The sequence below is a fragment of the Streptomyces sp. PSU-S4-23 genome (assembly GCF_055632315.1).
Map to the genome: position 1 here is coordinate 3183542 of NZ_JBVMUU010000002.1, position 20779 is coordinate 3204320.

Genomic DNA, 20779 nt, shown 5'->3' on the forward strand with positions numbered 1-20779 from the left:
AGAAGAGGGGGTGACGGGGAAGAACCCGGCCCCGGGGAGGGATTCAGAACTCGAACGGGTCGAGGTGGATCTGACGCTCGGGCACCCGAAGTTCCTTCAGGGCCCTCGACGCGGCGGCGATCAGCCCGGGGGGCCCGCACAGGTACACGTCCCGGAGCGTCACGTCCGGCACCAGCTCGACCAGGCCCTCGGGGGTGAACAGCCGGGCGGGCCCGGGGTCCTGGCGGGAGCCGGTGACGTAATGGACCGTGCAGTCCCGGTCATGGGCGATACAGTCCAGTTCGTCGCGGAAGACGATGTCCTCGGCGGAGCCGGCCCGGTAGATCAGGGCGGTGAACCGCGGCATCCGCTCCAGCACGGCCCGGACGGGGGCGATTCCGCTGCCGCCGGCGATCAGCAGGGTGCGCTTGCGCACGCGCCGCCCGGCTGTGAACGCTCCGTAGGGGCCCGACGCCACCACCCGGGTACCGGGCTTCAGCGAGCGCAGACGGGTGGTGTGGTCACCGATCGGGTTGACGGTCAGCCGCAGCCACTCGGAGTTGGGCGCGCTGGACAGGGAGAACGGGTGGGACTGCGACCAGTCCTCGCCGGTCAGGAAGCGCCAGCGGAAGAACTGTCCGGGCCGGGCCTTCAGCTTGTGCAGCTTCCGGCCGCTCACGTAGATCGAGAACATGCCCCGCGCCTCCGGCACCACGGCGGCGACCCGCAGCCGGTGCCGCAGGTTCAGCCACAGCGGCTCGACGATCCGCCCCTCGACCAGGCAGGTGATCACCAGCGCGTACAGGGCGATCCAGTAGGCGTGCGCCACCGGGGACTGCAGGTCCGCACCGGTGCTGAACTGATGCCCGTAACCGAGCAGAAGCGCCCCGTAGGTGGTCAGGTGCAGGACGTACCACACCTCGTAGCGCATACGCCGCCGCACGGCCCGGACGGCCATGAGGGAGATCACCACCAGGATGCCGGTCGCGGCGAACGCGTCGACCATGTCCTGGGAGGCGTTCAGCAGCGACAACGTCTGCGCTTCCACGGACATCCGCGCGGACAGTGCGTACCCGTAGACGATGAACACCGTATGGGCCAGGACCGTGACCAGTACCGGGGCCCCGAGCTGCCGGTGCCAGGCCATCAGGTGGTCGGCGCCCGCCCAGTCCTCCAGCCAGCCGACCCGGCTCATCACCAGGACCTGGGCGAGCAGGAGGAAGCCGGACACCATGCCGGTGACGCGGCCCACCGCGGTGAACAGCGTGGCCTCATCGGTGAGTGACCCGGCGGGCGTGTTGAACCACCACAGCGCCACGCTCGCGACCATCAGCACCCAGAACCCGGTCTCCACCAGCGATCTGTTGCCCTCGGCCTGGAGGCCGCGGGCCGGCTCCACGGCCGGCTGCGCGCCGGGACCGTCCGCACCGCCCTCGACGGGCGGCTTCCGGCCCGCGGCCGTCCACAGACGGTTCCTCCGCGGCACCGCACGATGCCGGCGGGGAGCTGAAGGACGATCCGATGCGAGTACGTCGCGGTGCGGAGAAGCGTCGCTGACGGGGAGGGCGCTCGATGGGTGCATGAGACTTCCTGTTCGCTGGTCTTCGCCGACGCCGGGTGCGGCGGGGTGCTGTCGCCGGGCCTCAGGGGGGAGCTACGGCCCGGCGACAGCGGTCGGTTGTCGCCTCCCCTCCTTCCTGGCGCGATGGCGCCGTCCTGGCTCCGGGCGGGGCACCGGCACGACGGCGGCACGCGTCGGAGCGCAGGGCTTGGGACGCCGGCGGTGGCTGTCGGCCGTCATGAACGGACGCGCTCCGCGTCAGGGGCTGCCGCGGAGGCCAACGCCGGGAAACGCCAACGACTTTAGGAGGGCCGGTCTAAGGGCGAAGACAGCGCTTCATCAGCAATCCGTTAGGGCTCGGCCAACCTTTCGCAGGGCGCGCGGGGCCCGGGAGGGCGGCAGCCGTCCGGAAGCCCGCGACGACGACCCGTGCGGCCTTCCCGTACGCCACTCCGTTTGACTGGTGCATCGACCTGCGACGGGGCAGGCTGGGAGCCATGTGGGCGCTCCTCCGCCCAGCTGCTCCGCCTGCCCCGGGTGGTCATGGCCGGGTACTCCTCGGACTCGCTCAGTGCGTTCCCTTCGCCCTGGCCCTCCTGGTCGTGGGGATCGAGCTCTCACCTGCGCACTTTCTGTACACGGGCCCGCTCCTCACTGCCACCCCGGCCCTGGCCGGGCTGACCATGGGGCCCGGGGGAACCCTGGCCGCCGCGGGAGTCGCGCTGGCCGTCAGCGTGACGACCGCCACGTTCAACCAGGCATGGGGCACCCAGCAGGTCTACACCAATTTTCTGGCGATCTTCCTGGTGTCCGCTGCCAGTGTCGCGATGAGCAAGACCATGCACACGTGCAGGCAGAGCGAGCTCAACCAGGTCCGCCGCATCGCGGTGGCGGCACAGAACGTCATCCTGCGGCCCGTCCCGCCTCGGCTGGGCCCCGTGCGGGCGGCCAGCCTCGGTCTCGCCGCCGAGACCGAGGCACAGGTGGGCGGGGATCTGTACGAGGCGGTCTCCACGAGGTACGGCGTCCGGCTGATCGTGGGGGACGTCAGAGGCAAGGGGCTCGGTGCCGTCCGCGCGGTCGCGGTCACGCTGGGTGCCTTCCGGGAGGCCGTGCACTACGAGGAAGACCTGGTGCAGGTCATGCACCACTGCGCGGCCGCACTGCGGCGGGAGCTCGCCGTGCCGGGGGCGGTCGATGAGGTGGTGCTGATGGAGGGGTTCACCACCGCCCTTCTGGCCCAGGTCCCGGACGAACCCGTGGTGCACCTGGTCAACCGCGGCCACCCGCCTCCGCTGCTGCTGCACCAGGGCAAGGTCCAGGCCCTGATGCCCACGTGCCCATGGCCGCCCTTCGGCCTGGAGGACCTCGTCACCGGCTCTCCCGCCGAGCCGGAAAGGCATCCGTTCGTCCCTGGTGACCGTCTGCTGCTGTACACCGACGGCGTGATCGAGGCCCGCAACCGAGACGACGAGTTCTTCCCCCTGCCGAAGGCCATGGAAGCGGTGCACGCCGACACCCCGGAGGAGTTTCTGGAAGAACTCCACCAGCGGATCGTCCGGCACACCGGCGGCCGCCTGGCCGACGACGTGGCCATGATCATGATCGACCGGGTCGGCAAGGAAGCCGACCGCCCCCGGCAGGCGGATGACTGCTCCCCGGCAGGCGGATGACGGCTCCCCGACCGCCCCTGCACGACTCCAGGCCCGGTGAGGATCTGTCTAGCGCCCCGTCCCCGTCCCGAAGCAGTGCCGCTCGCCCTGTCGCACGAGGCAGGCGCGGACCCGGCCCAGGTCGTCCTGGGTGGCGGCCGCCATGGGGGTGGAGATGGCGCCCTGGGCGTCGTACTTGTCCTTCACCAGCGTCTGCAGCGGGGCGTGGCGCGGCACGAGGATCTCGACCCGGTCCCCGACCTTGCCCAGATCGATGCGTGCCCACACCGCCCCGCAGACGGCGCCGCGCCGGATCTTGATCACGGTGCCGCCGGGGAAGCGCTCCTGGCGCAGGGTCTGCGGCGGGGGCGCCACACCGCAGCCGTAGACCTCCGGGTCCTTGCCCGTGCAGCCGCTGCCGTGGCATCCCTTCGCCGCGGCGGCGGGTGTCGAGGGCGCGTTCCCGGCACGTGCGCCGCCGTCCGTGCCGAAGGCGCCGGTGACCGCCAGTGAGACGCCGACCGCGACGACGGTGACAGCGCTCAGGACCGCCGCGAGCGTCCCCGGGCGCAGGCGCCGGTCCGCGCCACCGGCGTCATCGGGCGGGGACTCCCGGACCGGTGACGGCGCCGGCGCCGATGCCGTCGCGGTCCCGGCCGGCCGCCCGGCCGCCGCGCGTCCGCTCCACGTCGCCTCGGCCAGCTCCCACAGGGCGAGCGGCCGGCCGGACCGCTCGCCGGCCAGCTCGCACAGTTCCACGACGGCCTGCCGGGGCGGGACGGTCTTGCCGTTGAGATAGCGCTCCCAGGAGGACTTGCTGTACGGGGTCTTCGCCGACAGCGCGGCCAGGCTCAGCCCGGTCCGTGCGCGCAGCCCTCGCAGGGTCTCCGCCAACCGGTCGCACTCCACCGGCCGGTCACCGGTCTTCATTTGCGGAGTACCCCCCAGGTGTCCTCGCCGATCACACCGTCGACGGACAGGTGGGACTTCTCCTGCAGCCGTTTCACCGCCCGCTCGGTGTGGGTGCCGTACGCCCCGTCCGCGATGCCGGGCGAGAAGCCGTGGTGGCGCAGCAGGCACTGGGCCTCGACGACGGCCCACTGGGCGGATCCATTGCCGATCAGGTCGGTACGGGTCCTGCTGTACCCCGCGTACAGCAGGCCGTCCTTGTCGCGGCGCACCGTGCACGGGTGGTCCTTGCCGGCCTGGAACACGAACGCCCCCTTCCCCGGGGCCGCCCCGGTCGAGGCGCTCACCGGGACCGTTCGGTCCTTGCCCGCCCCACCGTCGTCCCAGGGCGCGGCCACCACCAGCGCGATGAGCCCCGCCGCGATCGCGGCCGCAGCGGCGACGGACGCGAGGACCCAGCGGCCCCGGCCGCGCCCCGGTACACCTAGGTCACCACCGCCGTCCTCCGCCTGCCCCGGGGGCTCCTCGGCGGGCGCCTGCCGCGGACCGGTCCCGGAGTCGTCGCCCGCCTCCGCGGCCACCTCGTGCAGCGCCAGCAGGCGGGCAGGGTCGGTGTCGCAGGCCCGCGCGAGCGCGGCCACCGCCTGCTGCGGCGGTATCGCCCTGCCGTTGAGGTAGCGGTCCCAGGAGGAGCGGCTGTAGCCGGTCTTGGCGGCCAGCGCCTCCAGGCTGAGTCCGCTGTGGTCCTTGACCCTGCGGAGCTGCACGACGAGTTGCCGCACCCGCGGATCCATCGAAGCCGGTAAGTGTTTCCAACGAGACATGTCCCACCCCATGTCTGCCTGCTCGCCACGTCTCAAGAAGGATGCCCCAGAATGCCGCGTCGGTTCCGGGGTCCGACCGCGCGAGCCACACTTTCGGCCGCCTCGCCGGCCTCCCGGCGTCCCGCCGGTGCCTCACCGCGCGAGACGTCCCCGCAGGTGGGACGGGGGGACGTCCCGCTTGCGTGGAATCTCGCGGGTGATCCTGGCGCACAGGTGGAGCCGGGGCGCACCGTCGGTGGTGCACGACGGGCGGCGCGGCCCACCCCGCGCCGCCCCCTCATCACAACGACCTGACAACGGGGAGCACCTCATGGCCATCGGCACAGCACGCACGTCCCTCGGTATCGGCGTCGCCACGCTCGCCCTGCTGGGCGGCGCGGCCACCGGCGTCGCCACCGCGTCCTCCGGCGCCGCGGCGGGCACCGTCCACGCCCGCGCCGCCGCTGTGCAGCAGAGCGCCGGCGGAGCGTCCGCCGCGGCGAAGACCTGCACCTACAAGAAGGGCTTCGGGTACTACTGCGGCTACTACAAGGGCCACAGGACGGTCCGTCAGGGCAGCAGCGGCGCGGCCGTCAAGGAGGTCCAGGCGCTGATCAACCAGACGACCGTCTACAAGCCCAAGCTGGCCGTCGACGGCAAGTTCGGGTCGAAGACCAAGAAGGCCGTGGTCTGGTTCCAGAAGAGGTACCACGTCAAGCCCTACGACGGCATCGTCGGCCCGAAGACCTGGAAGGAGTTCCGGCTGAAGTAGCGCGCCCGGAGCTGCCGCACCGCGCGGCGGTCCGTCCTTCTCGGGGGGAGGACGGACCGCCGCTTCACCGTGGCGGCCCGCCGGCCGACTCTTGGCCGAAAATTGACGGCCCGTCAGCCAGCCCTGCCGGCGCCGGTCGGGCAAGGAGTCCGGCAGGGAGTCCGGCACTCCGCGCCGCGTGGGTCACTTCGTACCGGTCTCCCCGCCGGTGCGGGCCGCCGCGATGCGGCGGGACATGAGGGTCGTCAGCTCGTAGGCCGTGTGGGACGCGGCGATCGAGGTGATCTCCGCGTGGTCGTAGGCGGGCGCCACTTCGACGACGTCCGCGGAAACCACGTCGCAGGACGCGAGGCCACGCAGGATCTCCAGGAGTTCGCGTGAGGTCATGCCGCCTGCCTCGGGCGTGCCGGTGCCGGGGGCGTGCGCCGGGTCCAGCACGTCGATGTCGATGGAGATGTAGAGCGGGCGGTCGCCGATGCGCTGCCGCAGCTGGTCGGCGACCTCGTCCGCACCGCGCCGGTAGACGTCGGAGGACGTGACGATGCCGAAGCCCATCTTCTCGTCGTCGGTGAGGTCCTGCTTGCCGTACAGCGGGCCGCGGGTGCCGACGTGGGAGAGCGCGGAGGTGTCGAGGATGCCCTCCTCGACGGCGCGGCGGAAGGGGGTGCCGTGGGTGTACTCGGCGCCGAAGTACGTGTCCCAGGTGTCGAGGTGGGCGTCGAAGTGCAGCAGCGCCACCGGGCCGTGCCTCTTCGCCACCGAGCGCAGCAGCGGCAGGGCGATGGTGTGGTCGCCGCCGAGCGTCATCAGGCGGGCTCCCGTGCCGAGCAGTTCGTCGGCCGCGGCCTCGACGGTCTCCACGGCCTCGTGGATGTCGAACGGGTTGACGGCGATGTCGCCGCCGTCCGCGACCTGCGCCAGGGCGAAGGGGGAGGCGTCCTGCGCCGGGTTGTACGGCCGCAGCAGACGGGACGCCTCGCGGATCGCGTTGCCGCCGAAGCGGGCGCCCGGGCGGTAGGAGACGCCCGCGTCGAAGGGCACGCCGACGACGGCGACGTCCGCGGTGCCGACCTCGTCGAGGCGGGGCAGCCGGGCGAAGGTCGCCGGTCCCGCGTACCGCGGGATGCGCGAGGAGTCGACGGGGCCGCGGGGCCGGCTGCCGCCTGATGCGGAGTTCTCGGTGCTGCTCATCGTCGGACTCCTCCGGTCATGGGTGTCTCCTCCAGTGTCGCGGCCCCGGGGCCGGGGCCCGCCGGGCGCGGCCGCCGTGCGGGGGCCGGGCCGGGGCATCGGGGTCGGAGGCCCCGGTCGCGGGCTCCTGCGCGGACGTCGCGCCGCGGCCCGTGAGCGGCTCGCGCCCGGCGTCCGGCAGTGCCTCTCGGCCGGGCGTCCGAGAGTCGACCCTAGGTGTCCGCGAGACGCCGCGGAAGTGTACGTTTCATCCATCGTGACCCCATGAGATGGAGGAAACGTCCATCGTGCCGGACCCATCGCCGCAGACGTCCGCGCCCGCGGTGCCGCCCACCCCGCCGGTACCGCTGTCGGCCCTGCTCGCCCGGGAGGACCTGGCCCTGCGGCAGATCGCCGGACCGAAGGACCCCGGCATCGTGATCCACGGGGCGCACGCATCGGAGATGGCGGACCCGACCCCGTATCTGCTGGGCGGCGAGCTACTGCTGTCGGCGGGCGCGCACATCCCGGAGGTTGCCGGGCCCGGACCGGGAGGGCCCGGATCGGGACCGGGCCCCGAACCGGGACCGGGCCCCGAACCGGGACCGGGGCCCGGAGCGGGACCAGGGCCCGGAGCGGGGCATGGACCAATGCCTGGACCAGACCCTGGACCGGGGGACTATGTCGACGCATACGTCTCACGGATCGTGGCGGTGGGCGGCGCGGCACTGGGTTTCGGGGTGGCGCCGGTGCACGACACGGTGCCGGAGGCACTGGCCGCGGCCTGCGACCGCCATGGGCTGCCGCTCCTTGAGGTCCCGCCGCAGACGACGTTCTCGGGCGTGGCCCGGGCCGTGGGGCAGCTGATGGCCCAGGCGCGCGTGGCGGAGCTGCGTCGCGTCAGCGAGGCCCAGCAGAGCCTCGCCGCGGCGGCGGCCCGCCCCGCCCCGGTCCCGGCGGTGCTGCGCCGGCTGGCCCGGTGGGTGGGCGGCCGGGCCGTCCTGTACGGGCCGGACGGCGTGGAAGCGGCGGGAGCGGGCCGGGCTCCGCGGACGGCGGTCCTGGCACTGGGCGAGCTGGCGGGCGTGGTGCGGCCGCAGGGCCGGGGGCCGGGGCCGAAGAGTCCGGCCGGGCACCCGCGCACCCCCTCCTCCGCCACCGACACTGTTGACGACACCCATCTCGCCGCCTACGCCCTCGGCACCGGCCAGGGCTTCGTGCTCGGAGTGGCCTCCCCGCGGCGCGATCCGGGCGACCACACCATTTCCTCGCTCGCCGCGGTGCTGCTGTCGCTGCTCACCGGCGAGCACCAGGGCGCCGGCGGCACGGCCCGCGCGTCGGCGCTCGTCCGGCTGCTGCTCGGGGCCCCGCCGACGGCGGTCGCACCGCTGCTCGGCGCGGAGCGGTGGGTCGTGGTGCACGCGCGGCCCGCCGGGGAGGGGCCGGCGCCGGACGCGATCGCCGCCTCGACACTCGGCGCGGCGCTGGGCTCGACGCTCGTGGACATGGCCGGTGACGTGGTACGGGTCCTGGTGCCCGCCGACCGGGAACCCTCCGCGCAGCCGGGCTGGATCCTCGGCGTCAGCACCGCGGCGGGGCCCCGGGACTGGCCCTCGGCCGACGCGCAGGCGTCCCACGCGCTGGCCCGTGCCCGCGCGACCCGTACACCGCTGGTGCGCCACGGGGAGCGCACGGTGCTGGCCGACCTGGTGCCGCCCGCGCAGGCGGAACTGCACGCCCGGACGCTGCTCGCGCCGCTCGCCGCGGCGCCCGCGCTGACCGAGACGCTGCGTACCTGGCTCTCGCTGCACGGCAGTTGGGACCGTACGGCCGTGGCGCTCGCCGTCCACCGCAACACGGTCCGTCAACGCATCGGCCGCTGCGCGGCGTTGCTGGGGACGGACCTGGACGACCCGGACGTGCGCATGGAGCTGTGGTTCGCGCTGAAACGGGCGGGGCGGGGCTGACGGCGGGACACGCCCCGGCGTGCTGCTTCCGCCGAGTGACGCGCGTCCCACGCCGCGGAACATCGGCTGCTCCGGCTCGGTGCGACGGCAGAATGGGGCCATGCCGATACCCGGGACGCCCAGCCGCGCCGAGCTCGTCGACCACCTCGTACGCACCCGTATCGCGGGCGACGTCGCCACGCCGCGCGAGAACAACCTCTCCCACTACCGCAAGCTCGCGAACGGCGACCGCGCCTTCTGGCTCGGCCTGGAGTTCGGCGACCGGTGGAGCGACGAGCAGGACGTCCTCGCGGTGATGGCGGAGCGCTGCGGCGTCAACGACGATCCCGAGTACCGCTACGGCCTCGACACCATCGACCCGGAGCTGACGGTCGACGCCCTGGAACGGCTGGCGGCCCGCCTGCGCAAGGCCGCCGAGGGCGAACAGCGCGTCCTGTTCGCCACCGGTCACCCGGGCGGTCTCCTCGACGTCCACCGCGCCACCGCCGCGGCCCTGCGCGCGGCCGGCTGCGAGATCGTGGTCATTCCGGACGGACTGCAGACGGACGAGGGGTACGTCATGCAGTTCGCGGACGTCGCCGTGCTGGAGCACGGGGCGAGCCTCTGGCACACCCACTCGCCCGAGCCGATGCGCGCGATCCTGACCGGGCTGGAACGCGAGGGCCGCCCGCTGCCCGACCTGGTGGTCGCCGACCACGGCTGGACGGGCTGCGCGGGCCGGCTCGGCATCGACTCCGTCGGGTACGCCGACTGCAACGACCCGGCGCTGTTCCTCGGCGAGGCCGAGGGGACCGTCCAGGTGACGGTTCCCCTCGACGACCACGTCGTGAGCCCCCGCCACTACGACCCGCTGACGGCGTACCTGCTGACCGCGGCGGGGCTGGGGGCCGCGGGCTGAGGACGGGGGCTGAGGCCGCGGGCCGACGGACGTCAGCGGGGAACGCGGACCACGCCCTCCTGGATCACCGATATGGCCAGCCGCCCGTCCTGTGTGTAGATGCGGGCCTGGCCCAGCCCGCGACCGCCGTACGCCGACGGCGACTCCTGGTCGTACAGCAGCCACTCGTCGGCCCGGAACGGGCGGTGGAACCACATCGCGTGGTCCAGGGAGGCCCCGACGACGTCGCCGACGGCCCAGCCGCCGCGCCCGTGCGCGAGCAGGACGGAGTCGAGGAGGGTCATGTCGGAGACATAGGTGGCGAGCACGACGTGCAGCAGCGGCTCGTCGATGGCGCCCTCGAGCTTGCCGTTGGTGCGGAACCACACCTGGGAGTGCGGCTCCCGCGGCTCGCCGAACCTCCCGTAGGGAGGCTCGTCGACATAGCGCAGGTCGATCGCCTCGCGCGCCTGGAGGAACCGCTCCACCACGTCGGGGGCGAGGTGGCCGTAGCCGCGCAGCCGCTCCTGGGAGGTGGGCAGGGTGGCGGGGTCGGGTGCGGGCGGCATGGGGGCCTGGTGGTCGAGGCCCTCCTCGTCCGTCTGGAAGGACGCGGACAGGCCGAAGATCGGCTTGCCGTGCTGCACGGCGACCACCCTGCGGGTGGTGAAGGAGCGGCCGTCGCGGATGCGGTCGACCTCGTAGACGATGGGCGCGCCCGGGTCGCCCATCCGCAGGAAGTACGCGTGCAGGGAGTGGGCGTGCCGGTCCGCGGGGACCGTGCGCCCGGCGGCGACCAGCGCCTGGGCCGCCACCTGCCCGCCGAAGACGCGCGGGACGACGGCGGACCGGGACTGCCCGCGGTAGATGTTCTCCTCGATCTGCTCCAGGTCGAGCAGATCGAGGAGCTCCTGTAGTGCCTGGCTCATGGGTCGGTCGTGTCGGCCGGTGCTGTCGCCCGGTCTACAGGCCCATGTCCTTGGCGATGATCGTCTTCATGATCTCGTTGGTGCCGCCGTAGATGCGGTTGACGCGGTTGTCGGCGTACAGGCGGGCGATCGGGTACTCGTTCATGAAGCCGTAGCCGCCGTGCAGCTGGAGGCAGCGGTCGATCACGCGGTGGGCGACCTCGGTGCAGAACAGCTTGGCGCTGGCGGCCTCCGCGGGGGTCAGCTCGCCCGCGTCCAGGGCCTCCAGGGCACGGTCGGCGACCGCCTCGGCGGCGTCCACCTCGGCCTGGCAGGCGGCCAGTTCGAACTTGGTGTTCTGGAAGTGCGCGACCGGCTTGCCGAAGACGGTGCGCTCCTGGACGTACTGCTTGGCGAACCGGACGGCCGCCTTGGCCTGTGCGTAGGCGCCGAACGCGATTCCCCAGCGCTCGGAGGCCAGGTTGTGGCCGAGGTAGGAGAAGCCCTTGTTCTCCTCGCCGAGCAGGTCCTCGACCGGGACCTTGACGTCGACGAACGCCAGCTCGGCGGTGTCGGAGGTCTTCAGGCCGAGCTTGTCGAGCTTGCGGCCGACGGAGTAGCCCTCGGACTTGGTGTCGACGGCGAACAGGGATATGCCGTGGCGGCGGTCCTCGGCGGTGGGCGCGGAGGTACGGGCGCACACGATGACCCGGTCGGCGTGCACACCGCCGGTGATGAAGGTCTTGGCGCCGTTGAGGACGTAGTGCGTGCCGTCCTCGGAGAGCCTGGCGGTGGTCTTCATGCCCGCGAGGTCGGAACCGGTGCCCGGCTCGGTCATCGCGAGGGCCCACATCTCCTCGCCGGTGACGAACTTCGGCAGATAGCGCTTCTTCTGCTCGTCGGTGGCGAGCATCTTGATGTACGGCAGGCCGAGCAGGACGTGCACCCCGGAGCCGCCGAAGTGGACGCCCGCGCGGGCGGTCTCCTCGTAGATGATCGCCTCGAACTTGTACGAGTCGATGCCGGCGCCGCCGTACTCCTCGTCGACGCGGATGCCGAAGACGCCCAGCTCGGCGAGCTTGTAGTAGAAGTCGCGCGGCGCCTGGCCCGCGGCGAACCACTCGTCGTAGACCGGCACGACCTCGGCCTCGATGAAGGCGCGCAGGGTCTCCCGGAACGCCTCGTGATCCTCGTTGAACACCGTACGGCGCACCGCGCCACCTCCACCTGGGCTATGTCTAAGCGCTTGCTCAGAAAGCACCGTACCGGCGGGTAGCGAGAGTCGTCCAGAGCCGCCGGCCCGTAACGCTCGTCACGTGGGGCCCACCCCGGCAGGGGCCAGGTCACGCCCGGGCGGCGGCGAACGCGCCCCTGGCCATCCGGTGCAGCAGCGCCGCCGTCGCGGCCCGTCCCGGCAGCGAGCCGGGGCGCCCCAGGTGCGGTGTCGAGTTGAGCAGTCCGAACACCGAGTGCACCGCCGAGCGGGCGGTCGGCTCGGCCAGGCCCGGATACACCTGGCGGACGACCTCCACCCACAGCTCGACGTACTGCCGCTGCAGCTGCCGTACGAGCTTGCGGTCGCTGTCCCGGAGGCGGTCCAGCTCCCGGTCGTGCAGGGTGATCAGGGGACGGTCGTCGAGCGCGAAGTCGATATGCCCCTCGATCAGCGAGTCGAGGACCGCCTCCGGATCCCGCCCCGCGGGGTTCCCGTCGGCCTCGGCGACCCGCCGCCTGGCCCCGGTCAGCAGCTGCCCGCTGATCCCCACGAGCAGCTCGGCGAGCATCGCGTCCTTGCCCGCGAAGTGCCGGTACAGGCCGGGTCCGCTGATGCCGACCGCCGCTCCTATCTCGTCGACCCCGACGCCGTGGAAGCCGCGCTCGGCGAACAGCCGCGCGGCCTCCTTGAGGATCTGCTCGCGACGGGTGACGGCATCGGTTCTGGGGGCCATGGAGGCAATTCTAGACAGGGAGGTTAGCGCTCGTTAACCTGAAGGAAATGCGTTAACGCTCATTAACTAGGTGAGGGGACCGCGGGATGCAGGAGGCACCGGAGCTGACGAGCGCGGCAGACCCCGCGTCGGAGGCCTGGCGGGCCAACGAGGCGGCGCACCGCGCACTGGCCGAGGAGTTGCGCGCCAAGCTGGCCGCGGCCCGGCTGGGCGGCGGCGAGAGGGCCCGTGCGCGCCACACGGCGCGCGGCAAGCTGCTGCCCCGCGACCGCGTGGACACCCTGCTGGACGCGGGCTCGCCCTTCCTGGAGCTGGCGCCCCTGGCGGCCGACGGGATGTACGACGGCCAGGCGCCGGCCGCCGGGGTGATCGCCGGGATCGGGCGGATCAGCGGCCGCGAGTGCGTGGTCGTCGCCAACGACGCCACCGTCAAGGGCGGCACCTACTACCCGATGACCGTGAAGAAGCACCTGCGCGCCCAGGAGGTCGCCCTGGAGAACCGCCTCCCGTGCGTCTACCTCGTCGACTCCGGGGGCGCCTTCCTGCCCATGCAGGACGAGGTCTTCCCCGACCGCGAGCACTTCGGGCGGATCTTCTACAACCAGGCGCGGATGTCCGGGGCCGGCATCCCCCAGATCGCGGCGGTGCTCGGCTCCTGCACGGCGGGCGGGGCGTACGTCCCGGCGATGAGCGACGAGGCCGTGATCGTGCGCAACCAGGGCACGATCTTCCTGGGCGGCCCGCCCCTGGTGAAGGCGGCCACCGGCGAGGTGGTGACCGCGGAGGAGCTCGGCGGCGGCGAGGTGCACGCGCGCGTGTCGGGCGTGACGGACCACCTGGCCGAGGACGACGCGCACGCGCTGCGGATCGTGCGGACCATCGTCTCCACGCTCCCCGCGCGCGGGCCGCTGCCCTGGGAGGTCGTGCCGTCGGTGGAGCCGAAGGCGGACCCCTCCGGGTTGTACGGCGCGGTGCCGGCCGACTCCCGTACGCCCTACGACGTGCGCGAGGTCATCGCGCGCGTGGTGGACGGGTCGCGGTTCGCGGAGTTCAAGGCGGAGTTCGGGCAGACCCTGGTCACCGGGTTCGCCCGCATCCACGGCCACCCGGTCGGGATCGTGGCGAACAACGGCATCCTGTTCTCCGAGTCCGCCCAGAAGGGCGCCCACTTCATCGAGCTGTGCGACCAGCGCGGCATTCCGCTGGTGTTCCTGCAGAACATCTCCGGCTTCATGGTGGGGCGCGACTACGAGGCGGGCGGCATCGCCAAGCACGGCGCCAAGATGGTGACCGCCGTGGCCTGCACGCGGGTGCCCAAGCTCACGGTCGTCGTCGGCGGCTCCTTCGGCGCGGGCAACTACTCGATGTGCGGCCGGGCCTATTCGCCGCGGTTCCTGTGGATGTGGCCGAACGCCAAGATCTCGGTGATGGGCGGCGAGCAGGCCGCCTCGGTCCTCGCGACCGTCAAGCGCGACCAGCTTCAGGCGCGCGGGGAGTCCTGGCCGGCCGAGGACGAGGACGCGTTCAAGGCCCCGATCCGCGCCCAGTACGAGCGCCAGGGGAATGCCTACTACGCGACGGCCCGCCTGTGGGACGACGGTGTGATCGACCCGCTGGAGACCCGGCAGGTGCTGGGCCTGGCCCTGACCGCGTGCGCCAACGCGCCGCTGCCCCAGCGGGACCGCACGGCGCCCGGCTTCGGCGTCTTCCGGATGTGAGGGTGGGAATGTTCGAGACAGTCCTTGTCGCCAACCGGGGCGAGATCGCCGTCCGGGTCATCCGCACGCTGCGCGCGCTCGGGGTGCGCTCGGCGGCCGTGTTCTCCGACGCGGACGCCGGCGCACGGCACGTCCGGGAGGCCGACACCGCGGTACGGATCGGGCCGGCGCCGGCGGCGGAGAGCTATCTGTCCGCCGACCGGATCCTTCGGGCGGCCGCCGAGACCGGTGCCGAGGCGGTGCACCCGGGGTACGGCTTCCTCGCGGAGAACGCCGCGTTCGCACGTGCCTGCGCGGACGCCGGGCTGGTGTTCATCGGCCCGCCGGCGGATGCCATCGCTCTCATGGGCGACAAGATCCGGGCCAAGGAGACGGTCCGGGCGGCCGGGGTACCGGTCGTGCCCGGGTCGGACGGGAGCGGGCTGTCGGACGCGGAGCTGGCCGACGCCGCCCACGCCATCGGCATGCCGGTGCTGCTCAAGCCGTCGGCAGGCGGCGGCGGCAAGGGCATGCGGCTGGTGCGGGACGCGTCCGCGCTGGCCGACGAGATCGCCGCCGCCCGCCGTGAGGCCCGCGCCTCCTTCGGCGACGACACGCTCCTCGTGGAGCGCTGGGTCGAGCGCCCCCGGCACATCGAGATCCAGGTCCTGGCGGACGGCCACGGGAACGTGGTGCACCTGGGCGAGCGCGAGTGCTCGCTCCAGCGCCGCCACCAGAAGATCATCGAGGAGGCGCCGAGCGTGCTCCTCGACGAGGCCACCCGCGCGGCGATGGGCGAGGCGGCGGTCCAGGCGGCCCGCTCCTGCGGCTACCGGGGCGCGGGCACGGTGGAGTTCATCGTCCCGGGCGGCGACCCTTCCGCGTACTACTTCATGGAGATGAACACCCGCCTCCAGGTGGAGCACCCGGTGACCGAGCTGGTCACCGGACTGGACCTGGTCGAGTGGCAGTTGCGGGTCGCGGCGGGCGAGCGGCTGTCCTTCACGCAGGACGACGTCACGCTCACCGGGCACGCGGTGGAGGCCCGCGTCTGCGCCGAGACCGTGTCCGTCAAAGAGGGGTCCCGCGGGTTCCTGCCCTCCGGCGGCACGGTGCTGTCGTTGCGCGAACCGCAGGGCGACGGAGTGCGCACCGATTCGGGGCTGTCCGAGGGCACCGAGGTCGGCAGCCTGTACGACCCGATGCTGTCCAAGGTCATCGCGCACGGCCCCGACCGCGCGACCGCGCTGCGGAAGCTGCGGGCCGCCCTCGCCGGCACCGTCACCCTGGGCGTGCGGACCAACGCGGGCTTCCTGCGCCGCCTGCTGGCCCATCCCGCCGTCGTGGCGGGCGAGCTGGACACGGGCCTGGTGGAGCGGGAGGTGGACGGCCTCGTACGGGACGAGGTCCCGGAGGAGATCTGGGCCGCGGCGGCGCTGCTGCGCCAGGCCGCCCTCGCCGCCCCGGCGCCGGGCTGGGTCGATCCGTTCTCGGTGCCCAGCGGCTGGCGGCTGGGCGGTGAGCACGCCTGGACGGCGTTCCACCTGCGGATGCCGGGGCACGACCCGGTGACCGTCCGGGTGCGGGGCACGGCGGACGGCGCGGCGGAGCTGCTGCTGCCGGGCGCGGACCGGCCGGTGCCCGCGGCCTGGGGCCCGCCGCCGGGCACGGGGGAGGCGTCCCGTTTCACCTTCCGCCTGGACGGCGTCACCCACACGGTCGCCGCGCTGCCGGACGGCACCTGGCTCGGGCGCGACGGCGACGCCTGGCACGTGCGCGACCACGACCCGGTCGCCGCGTCGCTGACCGGCGCCGCCCGCGCGGGCACCGACTCGCTGACCGCGCCCATGCCCGGCACGGTGACGGTGGTGAAGGTGGCCGTCGGGGACGAGGTGACGGCCGGGCAGAGCCTGCTGGTGGTCGAGGCGATGAAGATGGAGCACGTCATCTCCGCCCCGCACGCCGGGACCGTCGCCGAGCTGGACGTCACACCCGGCACGACGGTCGCCATGGACCAGGTGCTGGCCGTGATCGCGGCGCACGAGGAGCACACGGAGGCGGAGGAATGACGGATCGTCGGCTGCCCATGGTCGTACCGGCCCCGGGACTGCCCGCACGGGTCAGGATCCACGAGGTCGGCGCGCGCGACGGCCTGCAGAACGAGAAGGCGGCCGTCCCGACGGAGGTGAAGGCGGAGTTCATCCGTCGGCTCGCCGACGCGGGTCTGACCACCATCGAGGCCACCAGTTTCGTCCATCCCAAGTGGGTGCCCCAGCTCGCCGACGCCGAGGAGCTGTTCCCGCTCGTCGGCGAGCTGCCGGTGGAGCTTCCGGTGCTCGTGCCGAACGAACGCGGCCTGGACCGCGCCCTCGCGCTGGGCGCCCGCCGGGTCGCCGTCTTCGCCAGCGCCACCGAGTCCTTCGCCAAGGCCAACCTCAACCGCACGGTGGACGAGGCCCTGGGGATGTTCGAGCCGGTGGTCGAGCGCGCGAAGTCCCAGGGCGTGCACGTCCGCGGCTATCTGTCGATGTGCTTCGGCGACCCCTGGGAGGGCCCGGTGCCCCTCCACCAGGTCGTCCGGGTCAGCAAGGCGCTCATGGACATGGGCTGCGACGAACTGAGCCTGGGCGACACCATCGGGGTGGCGACGCCGGGCCACGTCCAGGCCCTGCTGGCCGGGCTGAACGCGCAGGGCGTGCCGACGGGCGCGATCGGCGTGCACTTCCACGACACCTACGGCCAGGCCCTCGCCAACACACTGGCCGCGCTCCAGCACGGTGTGACGACCGTCGACGCCTCCGCGGGCGGCCTCGGCGGCTGCCCGTACGCCAAGTCCGCCACCGGAAACCTCGCCACCGAAGACCTCGTGTGGATGCTTCAGGGCCTCGGCATCGACACCGGGGTCGACCTCGGCCGGCTCACCGCCACGAGCGTGTGGATGGCCGCGCACCTGGACCGGCCCAGTCCGTCCCGAACCGTCCGAGCCCTCTCCCACAAGGAATGATCCCCATGGACCACCACCTCTCCCCCGAACTCGAGGAACTCCGGCGCACGGTCGAGGAGTTCGCCCACGACGTCGTGGCGCCCAAGATCGGCGACTTCTACGAGCGCCACGAGTTCCCCTACGAGATCGTCCGCGAGATGGGCCGCATGGGCCTGTTCGGGCTGCCGTTCCCCGAGGAGTACGGCGGCATGGGCGGCGACTACCTGGCGCTCGGCATCGTGCTGGAGGAACTGGCCCGCGTCGACTCGTCGATCGCCATCACTCTGGAGGCGGGCGTCTCCCTGGGGGCGATGCCGGTCTACCGCTTCGGCACCCAGGAGCAGAAACAGGAGTGGCTGCCGCGCCTGTGCTCCGGGGAGATACTGGGCGCGTTCGGCCTCACCGAGCCGGACGGCGGCTCGGACGCCGGTGCGACGCGCACGACGGCCCGGCTGGACGAGTCGACGAACGAGTGGGTGATCAACGGCACGAAGTGCTTCATCACCAACTCGGGCACGGACATCACGGGCCTGGTGACGGTCACGGCGGTCACCGGCCGCACGGAGTCCGGCCGTCCGCTGATCTCCTCGATCATCGTCCCGTCCGGCACGCCGGGCTTCACGGTGGCTGCCCCGTACTCGAAGGTCGGCTGGAACGCCTCGGACACCCGTGAACTGTCCTTCTCGGACGTGCGCGTCCCGGCGGCGAACCTGCTCGGCGAGGAGGGCCGCGGCTACGCGCAGTTCCTCCGCATCCTGGACGAGGGCCGCATCGCGATCTCGGCCCTCGCCACGGGCCTGGCCCAGGGCTGCGTGGACGAGTCGGTGAAGTACGCGAAGGAACGGCACGCCTTCGGCCGGAACATCGGCGCGTACCAGGCGATCCAGTTCAAGATCGCGGACATGGAGATGAAGGCCCACACGTCCCGCCTGGCCTGGCGCGACGCCGCGTCCCGGCTGGTCTCCGGCGAGCCCTTCAAGAAGGAGGCGGCGCTGGCGAAGCTGTACTCCTCCACGGTCGCGGTCGACAACGCCCGCGAGGCCACCCAGATCCACGGCGGCTACGGCTTCATGAACGAGTACCCGGTGGCCCGCATGTGGCGCGACTCCAAGATCCTGGAGATCGGCGAGGGCACCAGCGAGGTGCAGCGGATGCTGATCGCGAGGGAACTGGGCCTGGCGGGCTGACGCCTCGTCCGAAGGGTCTCGGCTGTGCCCGTCCGTGAGGCCGGGCACAGCCCGTAGGGGCGGTGCCGATTCCGGCGGTTGGGCACGCCGGTGGAAACACGTAAGAGCCCTCCTCCCCGAACATCTCGGGGAGGAGGGCCATTTGAGCGCCGGGCAGGCCTTGCACCTGCATCTTCCCGCAGGAAGCGGGACGTCTTTCCTTGGACCACCAACGCGGGGGCGCCCGGTGGAACCGGCCGCAACCTCAAGATCGACTCTAGCCCACCGGTCGCCATGGGCACAACTTCCGGCCGCCCGCCGCCGACCAGGAGCGTGCGATTTATTAGGTTAGGCTAACCTAAATTCCATCGAAGTCGGTGGTCCCTTCGCACGAAAGCAGGCACACCCATGCCCAAGCCGCGACCCGCCCTCCCCTCCCGCCGTGGCATCCTCACCGCCGGCGGCGCCCTGGGACTCGGCGCCCTGCTGGCCGCCTGCGGCGACGGCGAAGACCCGGGGAACGGCGGCCCGGGCGGCGGCTCGACCGCGGACAAGGGCTCCGGCCCCTGGTCCTTCGAGGACGACCGCGGCCGGACCGCGAAGTCCGGCCGGACCCCGTCCGCCATCGTCGCGTTCGTCGGTGCCGCCGCGGCGCTGCACGACTACGGCATCGAGGTGAAGGGCGTCTTCGGGCCGACGAAGACCGAGGACGGCGGGGCGGACGTGCAGGCCGGCGACCTCGACGTCGGCAAGGTCGCGGTCCTCGGCAACGCATGGGGCCAGTTCAACGTCGAGCAGTACGCGGCGCTCGCTCCCGACCTGCTCGTCACGACCCTGTTCGACGACGCCGGCACGCTCTGGTACGTGCCCGAGGAGTCCCGCGGGAAGATCCTCGCGGTCGGCGCCCCGAGCGTCGGGATCTCCGTCTACGACCGGCAGTTGACCGAGCCGCTGCAGCGCATGCTGGAACTCGCGAAGTCGCTCGGCGCGGACACCGGCTCCGCCGGGATCACCCGGGCGAAGAAGCGGTTCGAGGACGCGGCCGCGCGACTGCGCGCGGCCGCCGGGGCCAAGCCCGGCATCAAGGTGCTGGCGGGCTCCGCGAGCCAGGACGTCTTCTACGTCTCCGGCACGAACCTCTCCGTCGACCTGGAGTACTTCAAGGCGCTCGGGGTGAACTTCGTGGAGCCGCCCGCCTCCGCCCTGAAGGCGAGCGGCGGCTGGTTCGAGAACCTGAGCTGGGAGAACGCCGACAGGTACCCCGCCGACATCATCATGATGGACAACCGCACCTCGGCCATCCAGCCCGCCGCCATCACCGAGGCGACCTGGAAGAAGCTGCCCGCGGTCAGGGCGGGCCAGGTCATCGCCCGCAACCCCGAGCCCGTCCTGTCGTACGACAAGTGCGCCCCGCTGCTCGACGACCTCGCGCAGGCGATCGAGACGGCGAAGCGGGTGAGCTGACATGACGACGGCCGTGGCCGCCCCGTTCCGTTTCTTCTCCCTCCAGGTCGTACGGACGAGGCGGCTCGGCCCCTCCCTCGTCCGCGTCACCTTCGCGGGCGACGACCTGCGCGCGTTCCGCTCCGGCGGACACGACCAGAGCCTGTCCCTCTTCCTGCCGCAGCCGGGCCGGAGCGAGCCCGCCGTCCCGGTCCACCTGGGCGACCGGTGGTGGCGAGGATGGCGCGAACTCCCCGACGACGTACGGGCGGTGATGCGTTCGTACACGCTCCGGGCGCTGCGGCGGGATCCCGCCGAGATCGACATCGACTTCGTGCTGCACGGCGTGCAACCGGGCGCGACCGCCCCCGCGGGCCCCGCCTCGCGCTGGGCCTCCCGGGCCGCCCCCGGCGACCGGGTCGTGGTGCTCGGGCCGGCGGTCGCGGACAACCGGGCGATCCGCTTCCGGCCGCCCGGGGACACCGACCTGGTGGTCCTCTGGGCCGACACGACCGCCGTGCCCGCCGCCTGCGCGATCCTCGAACGGCTGCCCGCGGACACCCGCGTCCGCGTCTGGCTGGAGATCGGGCACGCCGGCGACATCCAGGATCCGGTGACCGAGGCCGACGCCGAGATCACCTGGCTGGTGCGCGGCGGACTCCCCCACGGCCCCGGGGACGCCGGGGGTGTCTCCGCCTCCCCGGCCCTGGCCGCGCTGCGCGCCGCCCGGTTCCCCGAGGCGCGCGCCCCGTATGTCTGGATCGCGGGCGAGGCCGGGCAGGTCAAGGAGGTGCGCCGGCACTTCGTCGGGGAGCGCGGCATCGACCGCCGGCGCGTCACCTTCGCCGGTTACTGGCGGCGCGGGCTGAGCGAGGAGCAGTTGCGCACGCACGGGTGACAGCGGTCACGGGGGGGGCGACACCACACATGGAAACTTAGGTTA

At 72.8% G+C, this 20779-nt stretch carries 17 protein-coding genes; 10 read left to right on the top strand and 7 right to left on the bottom strand.

From position 1 onward, the window contains the following. Positions 1 to 43: 43 nt before the first annotated feature. Positions 44 to 1465, bottom strand: a complete 1422-nt coding sequence (locus tag ACZ79I_RS14660; RefSeq protein ID WP_471497656.1) for a ferredoxin reductase family protein — start codon at positions 1463 to 1465, stop codon at positions 44 to 46. Positions 1466 to 2142: 677 nt separating this feature from the next. On the opposite strand from ACZ79I_RS14660, the gene ACZ79I_RS14665 reads away from it, so the two are divergent. Beyond that, positions 2143 to 3213, top strand: coding sequence for a PP2C family protein-serine/threonine phosphatase (locus tag ACZ79I_RS14665; protein ID WP_471497658.1), 1071 nt, complete (start codon positions 2143 to 2145; stop codon positions 3211 to 3213). 48 nt (positions 3214 to 3261) lie between these two features. Here the strand turns inward: ACZ79I_RS14665 and ACZ79I_RS14670 are convergent, their stop codons facing one another. After that, positions 3262 to 4122, bottom strand: a complete 861-nt coding sequence (locus ACZ79I_RS14670) for a helix-turn-helix domain-containing protein (RefSeq protein WP_471497660.1) — start codon at positions 4120 to 4122, stop codon at positions 3262 to 3264. After that, entirely contained in the window at positions 4119 to 4883 is a 765-nt protein-coding gene (locus tag ACZ79I_RS14675) for a helix-turn-helix domain-containing protein (protein WP_471497662.1), read from the bottom strand. The genes ACZ79I_RS14670 and ACZ79I_RS14675 overlap by 4 nt, the downstream gene beginning before the upstream one ends. A gap of 352 nt (positions 4884 to 5235) precedes the next feature. Here ACZ79I_RS14675 and ACZ79I_RS14680 point away from each other — a divergent pair, with 352 nt between their 5' ends. Continuing rightward, on the top strand, positions 5236 to 5676 hold the full coding sequence (locus ACZ79I_RS14680; protein ID WP_471497664.1) for a peptidoglycan-binding domain-containing protein: 441 nt from the start codon (positions 5236 to 5238) through the stop codon (positions 5674 to 5676). 183 nt (positions 5677 to 5859) lie between these two features. Here the strand turns inward: ACZ79I_RS14680 and speB are convergent, their stop codons facing one another. Then, on the bottom strand, positions 5860 to 6867 hold the full coding sequence (gene speB, locus ACZ79I_RS14685) for an agmatinase (RefSeq protein WP_471497666.1): 1008 nt from the start codon (positions 6865 to 6867) through the stop codon (positions 5860 to 5862). Positions 6868 to 7136: 269 nt separating this feature from the next. On the opposite strand from speB, the gene ACZ79I_RS14690 reads away from it, so the two are divergent. Further along, positions 7137 to 8813: a helix-turn-helix domain-containing protein gene (locus ACZ79I_RS14690; protein ID WP_471497668.1), complete on the top strand. Its 1677-nt coding sequence runs from the start codon at positions 7137 to 7139 to the stop codon at positions 8811 to 8813. 100 nt (positions 8814 to 8913) lie between these two features. After that, complete coding sequence (locus ACZ79I_RS14695) at positions 8914 to 9711, top strand: phosphatase (protein ID WP_471497670.1); 798 nt, start codon at positions 8914 to 8916, stop codon at positions 9709 to 9711. A gap of 32 nt (positions 9712 to 9743) precedes the next feature. On the opposite strand, the gene ACZ79I_RS14700 is transcribed toward ACZ79I_RS14695, so the two are convergent. The 3 genes from ACZ79I_RS14700 to ACZ79I_RS14710 form a co-directional block, all read right to left on the bottom strand. Further along, the gene (locus ACZ79I_RS14700) at positions 9744 to 10619 is read right to left on the bottom strand and encodes an acyl-CoA thioesterase (protein ID WP_471497672.1); all 876 of its coding nucleotides are present in this window, start codon (positions 10617 to 10619) and stop codon (positions 9744 to 9746) included. 34 nt (positions 10620 to 10653) lie between these two features. Further along, positions 10654 to 11811: an acyl-CoA dehydrogenase family protein gene (locus tag ACZ79I_RS14705; protein WP_471497674.1), complete on the bottom strand. Its 1158-nt coding sequence runs from the start codon at positions 11809 to 11811 to the stop codon at positions 10654 to 10656. Positions 11812 to 11941: 130 nt separating this feature from the next. Then, positions 11942 to 12547 (bottom strand): SACE_7040 family transcriptional regulator, encoded by a 606-nt coding sequence (locus ACZ79I_RS14710; protein ID WP_471497676.1) that lies wholly within the window; start codon positions 12545 to 12547, stop codon positions 11942 to 11944. Between the two features lie 86 nt (positions 12548 to 12633). Here ACZ79I_RS14710 and ACZ79I_RS14715 point away from each other — a divergent pair, with 86 nt between their 5' ends. The 6 genes from ACZ79I_RS14715 to ACZ79I_RS14740 all read left to right on the top strand — a co-directional run bounded on the left by ACZ79I_RS14715 (position 12634) and on the right by ACZ79I_RS14740 (position 20734). Then, positions 12634 to 14265: a carboxyl transferase domain-containing protein gene (locus ACZ79I_RS14715; protein WP_471497678.1), complete on the top strand. Its 1632-nt coding sequence runs from the start codon at positions 12634 to 12636 to the stop codon at positions 14263 to 14265. 8 nt (positions 14266 to 14273) lie between these two features. After that, complete coding sequence (locus ACZ79I_RS14720; RefSeq protein ID WP_471497680.1) at positions 14274 to 16313, top strand: acetyl/propionyl/methylcrotonyl-CoA carboxylase subunit alpha; 2040 nt, start codon at positions 14274 to 14276, stop codon at positions 16311 to 16313. Further along, on the top strand, positions 16310 to 17248 hold the full coding sequence (locus tag ACZ79I_RS14725; RefSeq protein WP_471497682.1) for a hydroxymethylglutaryl-CoA lyase: 939 nt from the start codon (positions 16310 to 16312) through the stop codon (positions 17246 to 17248). Before ACZ79I_RS14720 ends, ACZ79I_RS14725 begins: the two co-directional genes overlap by 4 nt. A 5-nt stretch (positions 17249 to 17253) precedes the next feature. Beyond that, on the top strand, positions 17254 to 18414 hold the full coding sequence (locus ACZ79I_RS14730) for an acyl-CoA dehydrogenase family protein (RefSeq protein ID WP_471497684.1): 1161 nt from the start codon (positions 17254 to 17256) through the stop codon (positions 18412 to 18414). A gap of 387 nt (positions 18415 to 18801) precedes the next feature. Continuing rightward, positions 18802 to 19857 carry an ABC transporter substrate-binding protein gene (locus ACZ79I_RS14735; protein ID WP_471497686.1) on the top strand — a complete coding sequence of 352 codons (1056 nt, stop codon included), beginning with the start codon at positions 18802 to 18804 and terminating at the stop codon, positions 19855 to 19857. Between the two features lies 1 nt (position 19858). Next, positions 19859 to 20734 carry a siderophore-interacting protein gene (locus ACZ79I_RS14740; protein ID WP_471497688.1) on the top strand — a complete coding sequence of 292 codons (876 nt, stop codon included), beginning with the start codon at positions 19859 to 19861 and terminating at the stop codon, positions 20732 to 20734. The last annotated feature ends 45 nt before the right edge of the window (positions 20735 to 20779 follow it).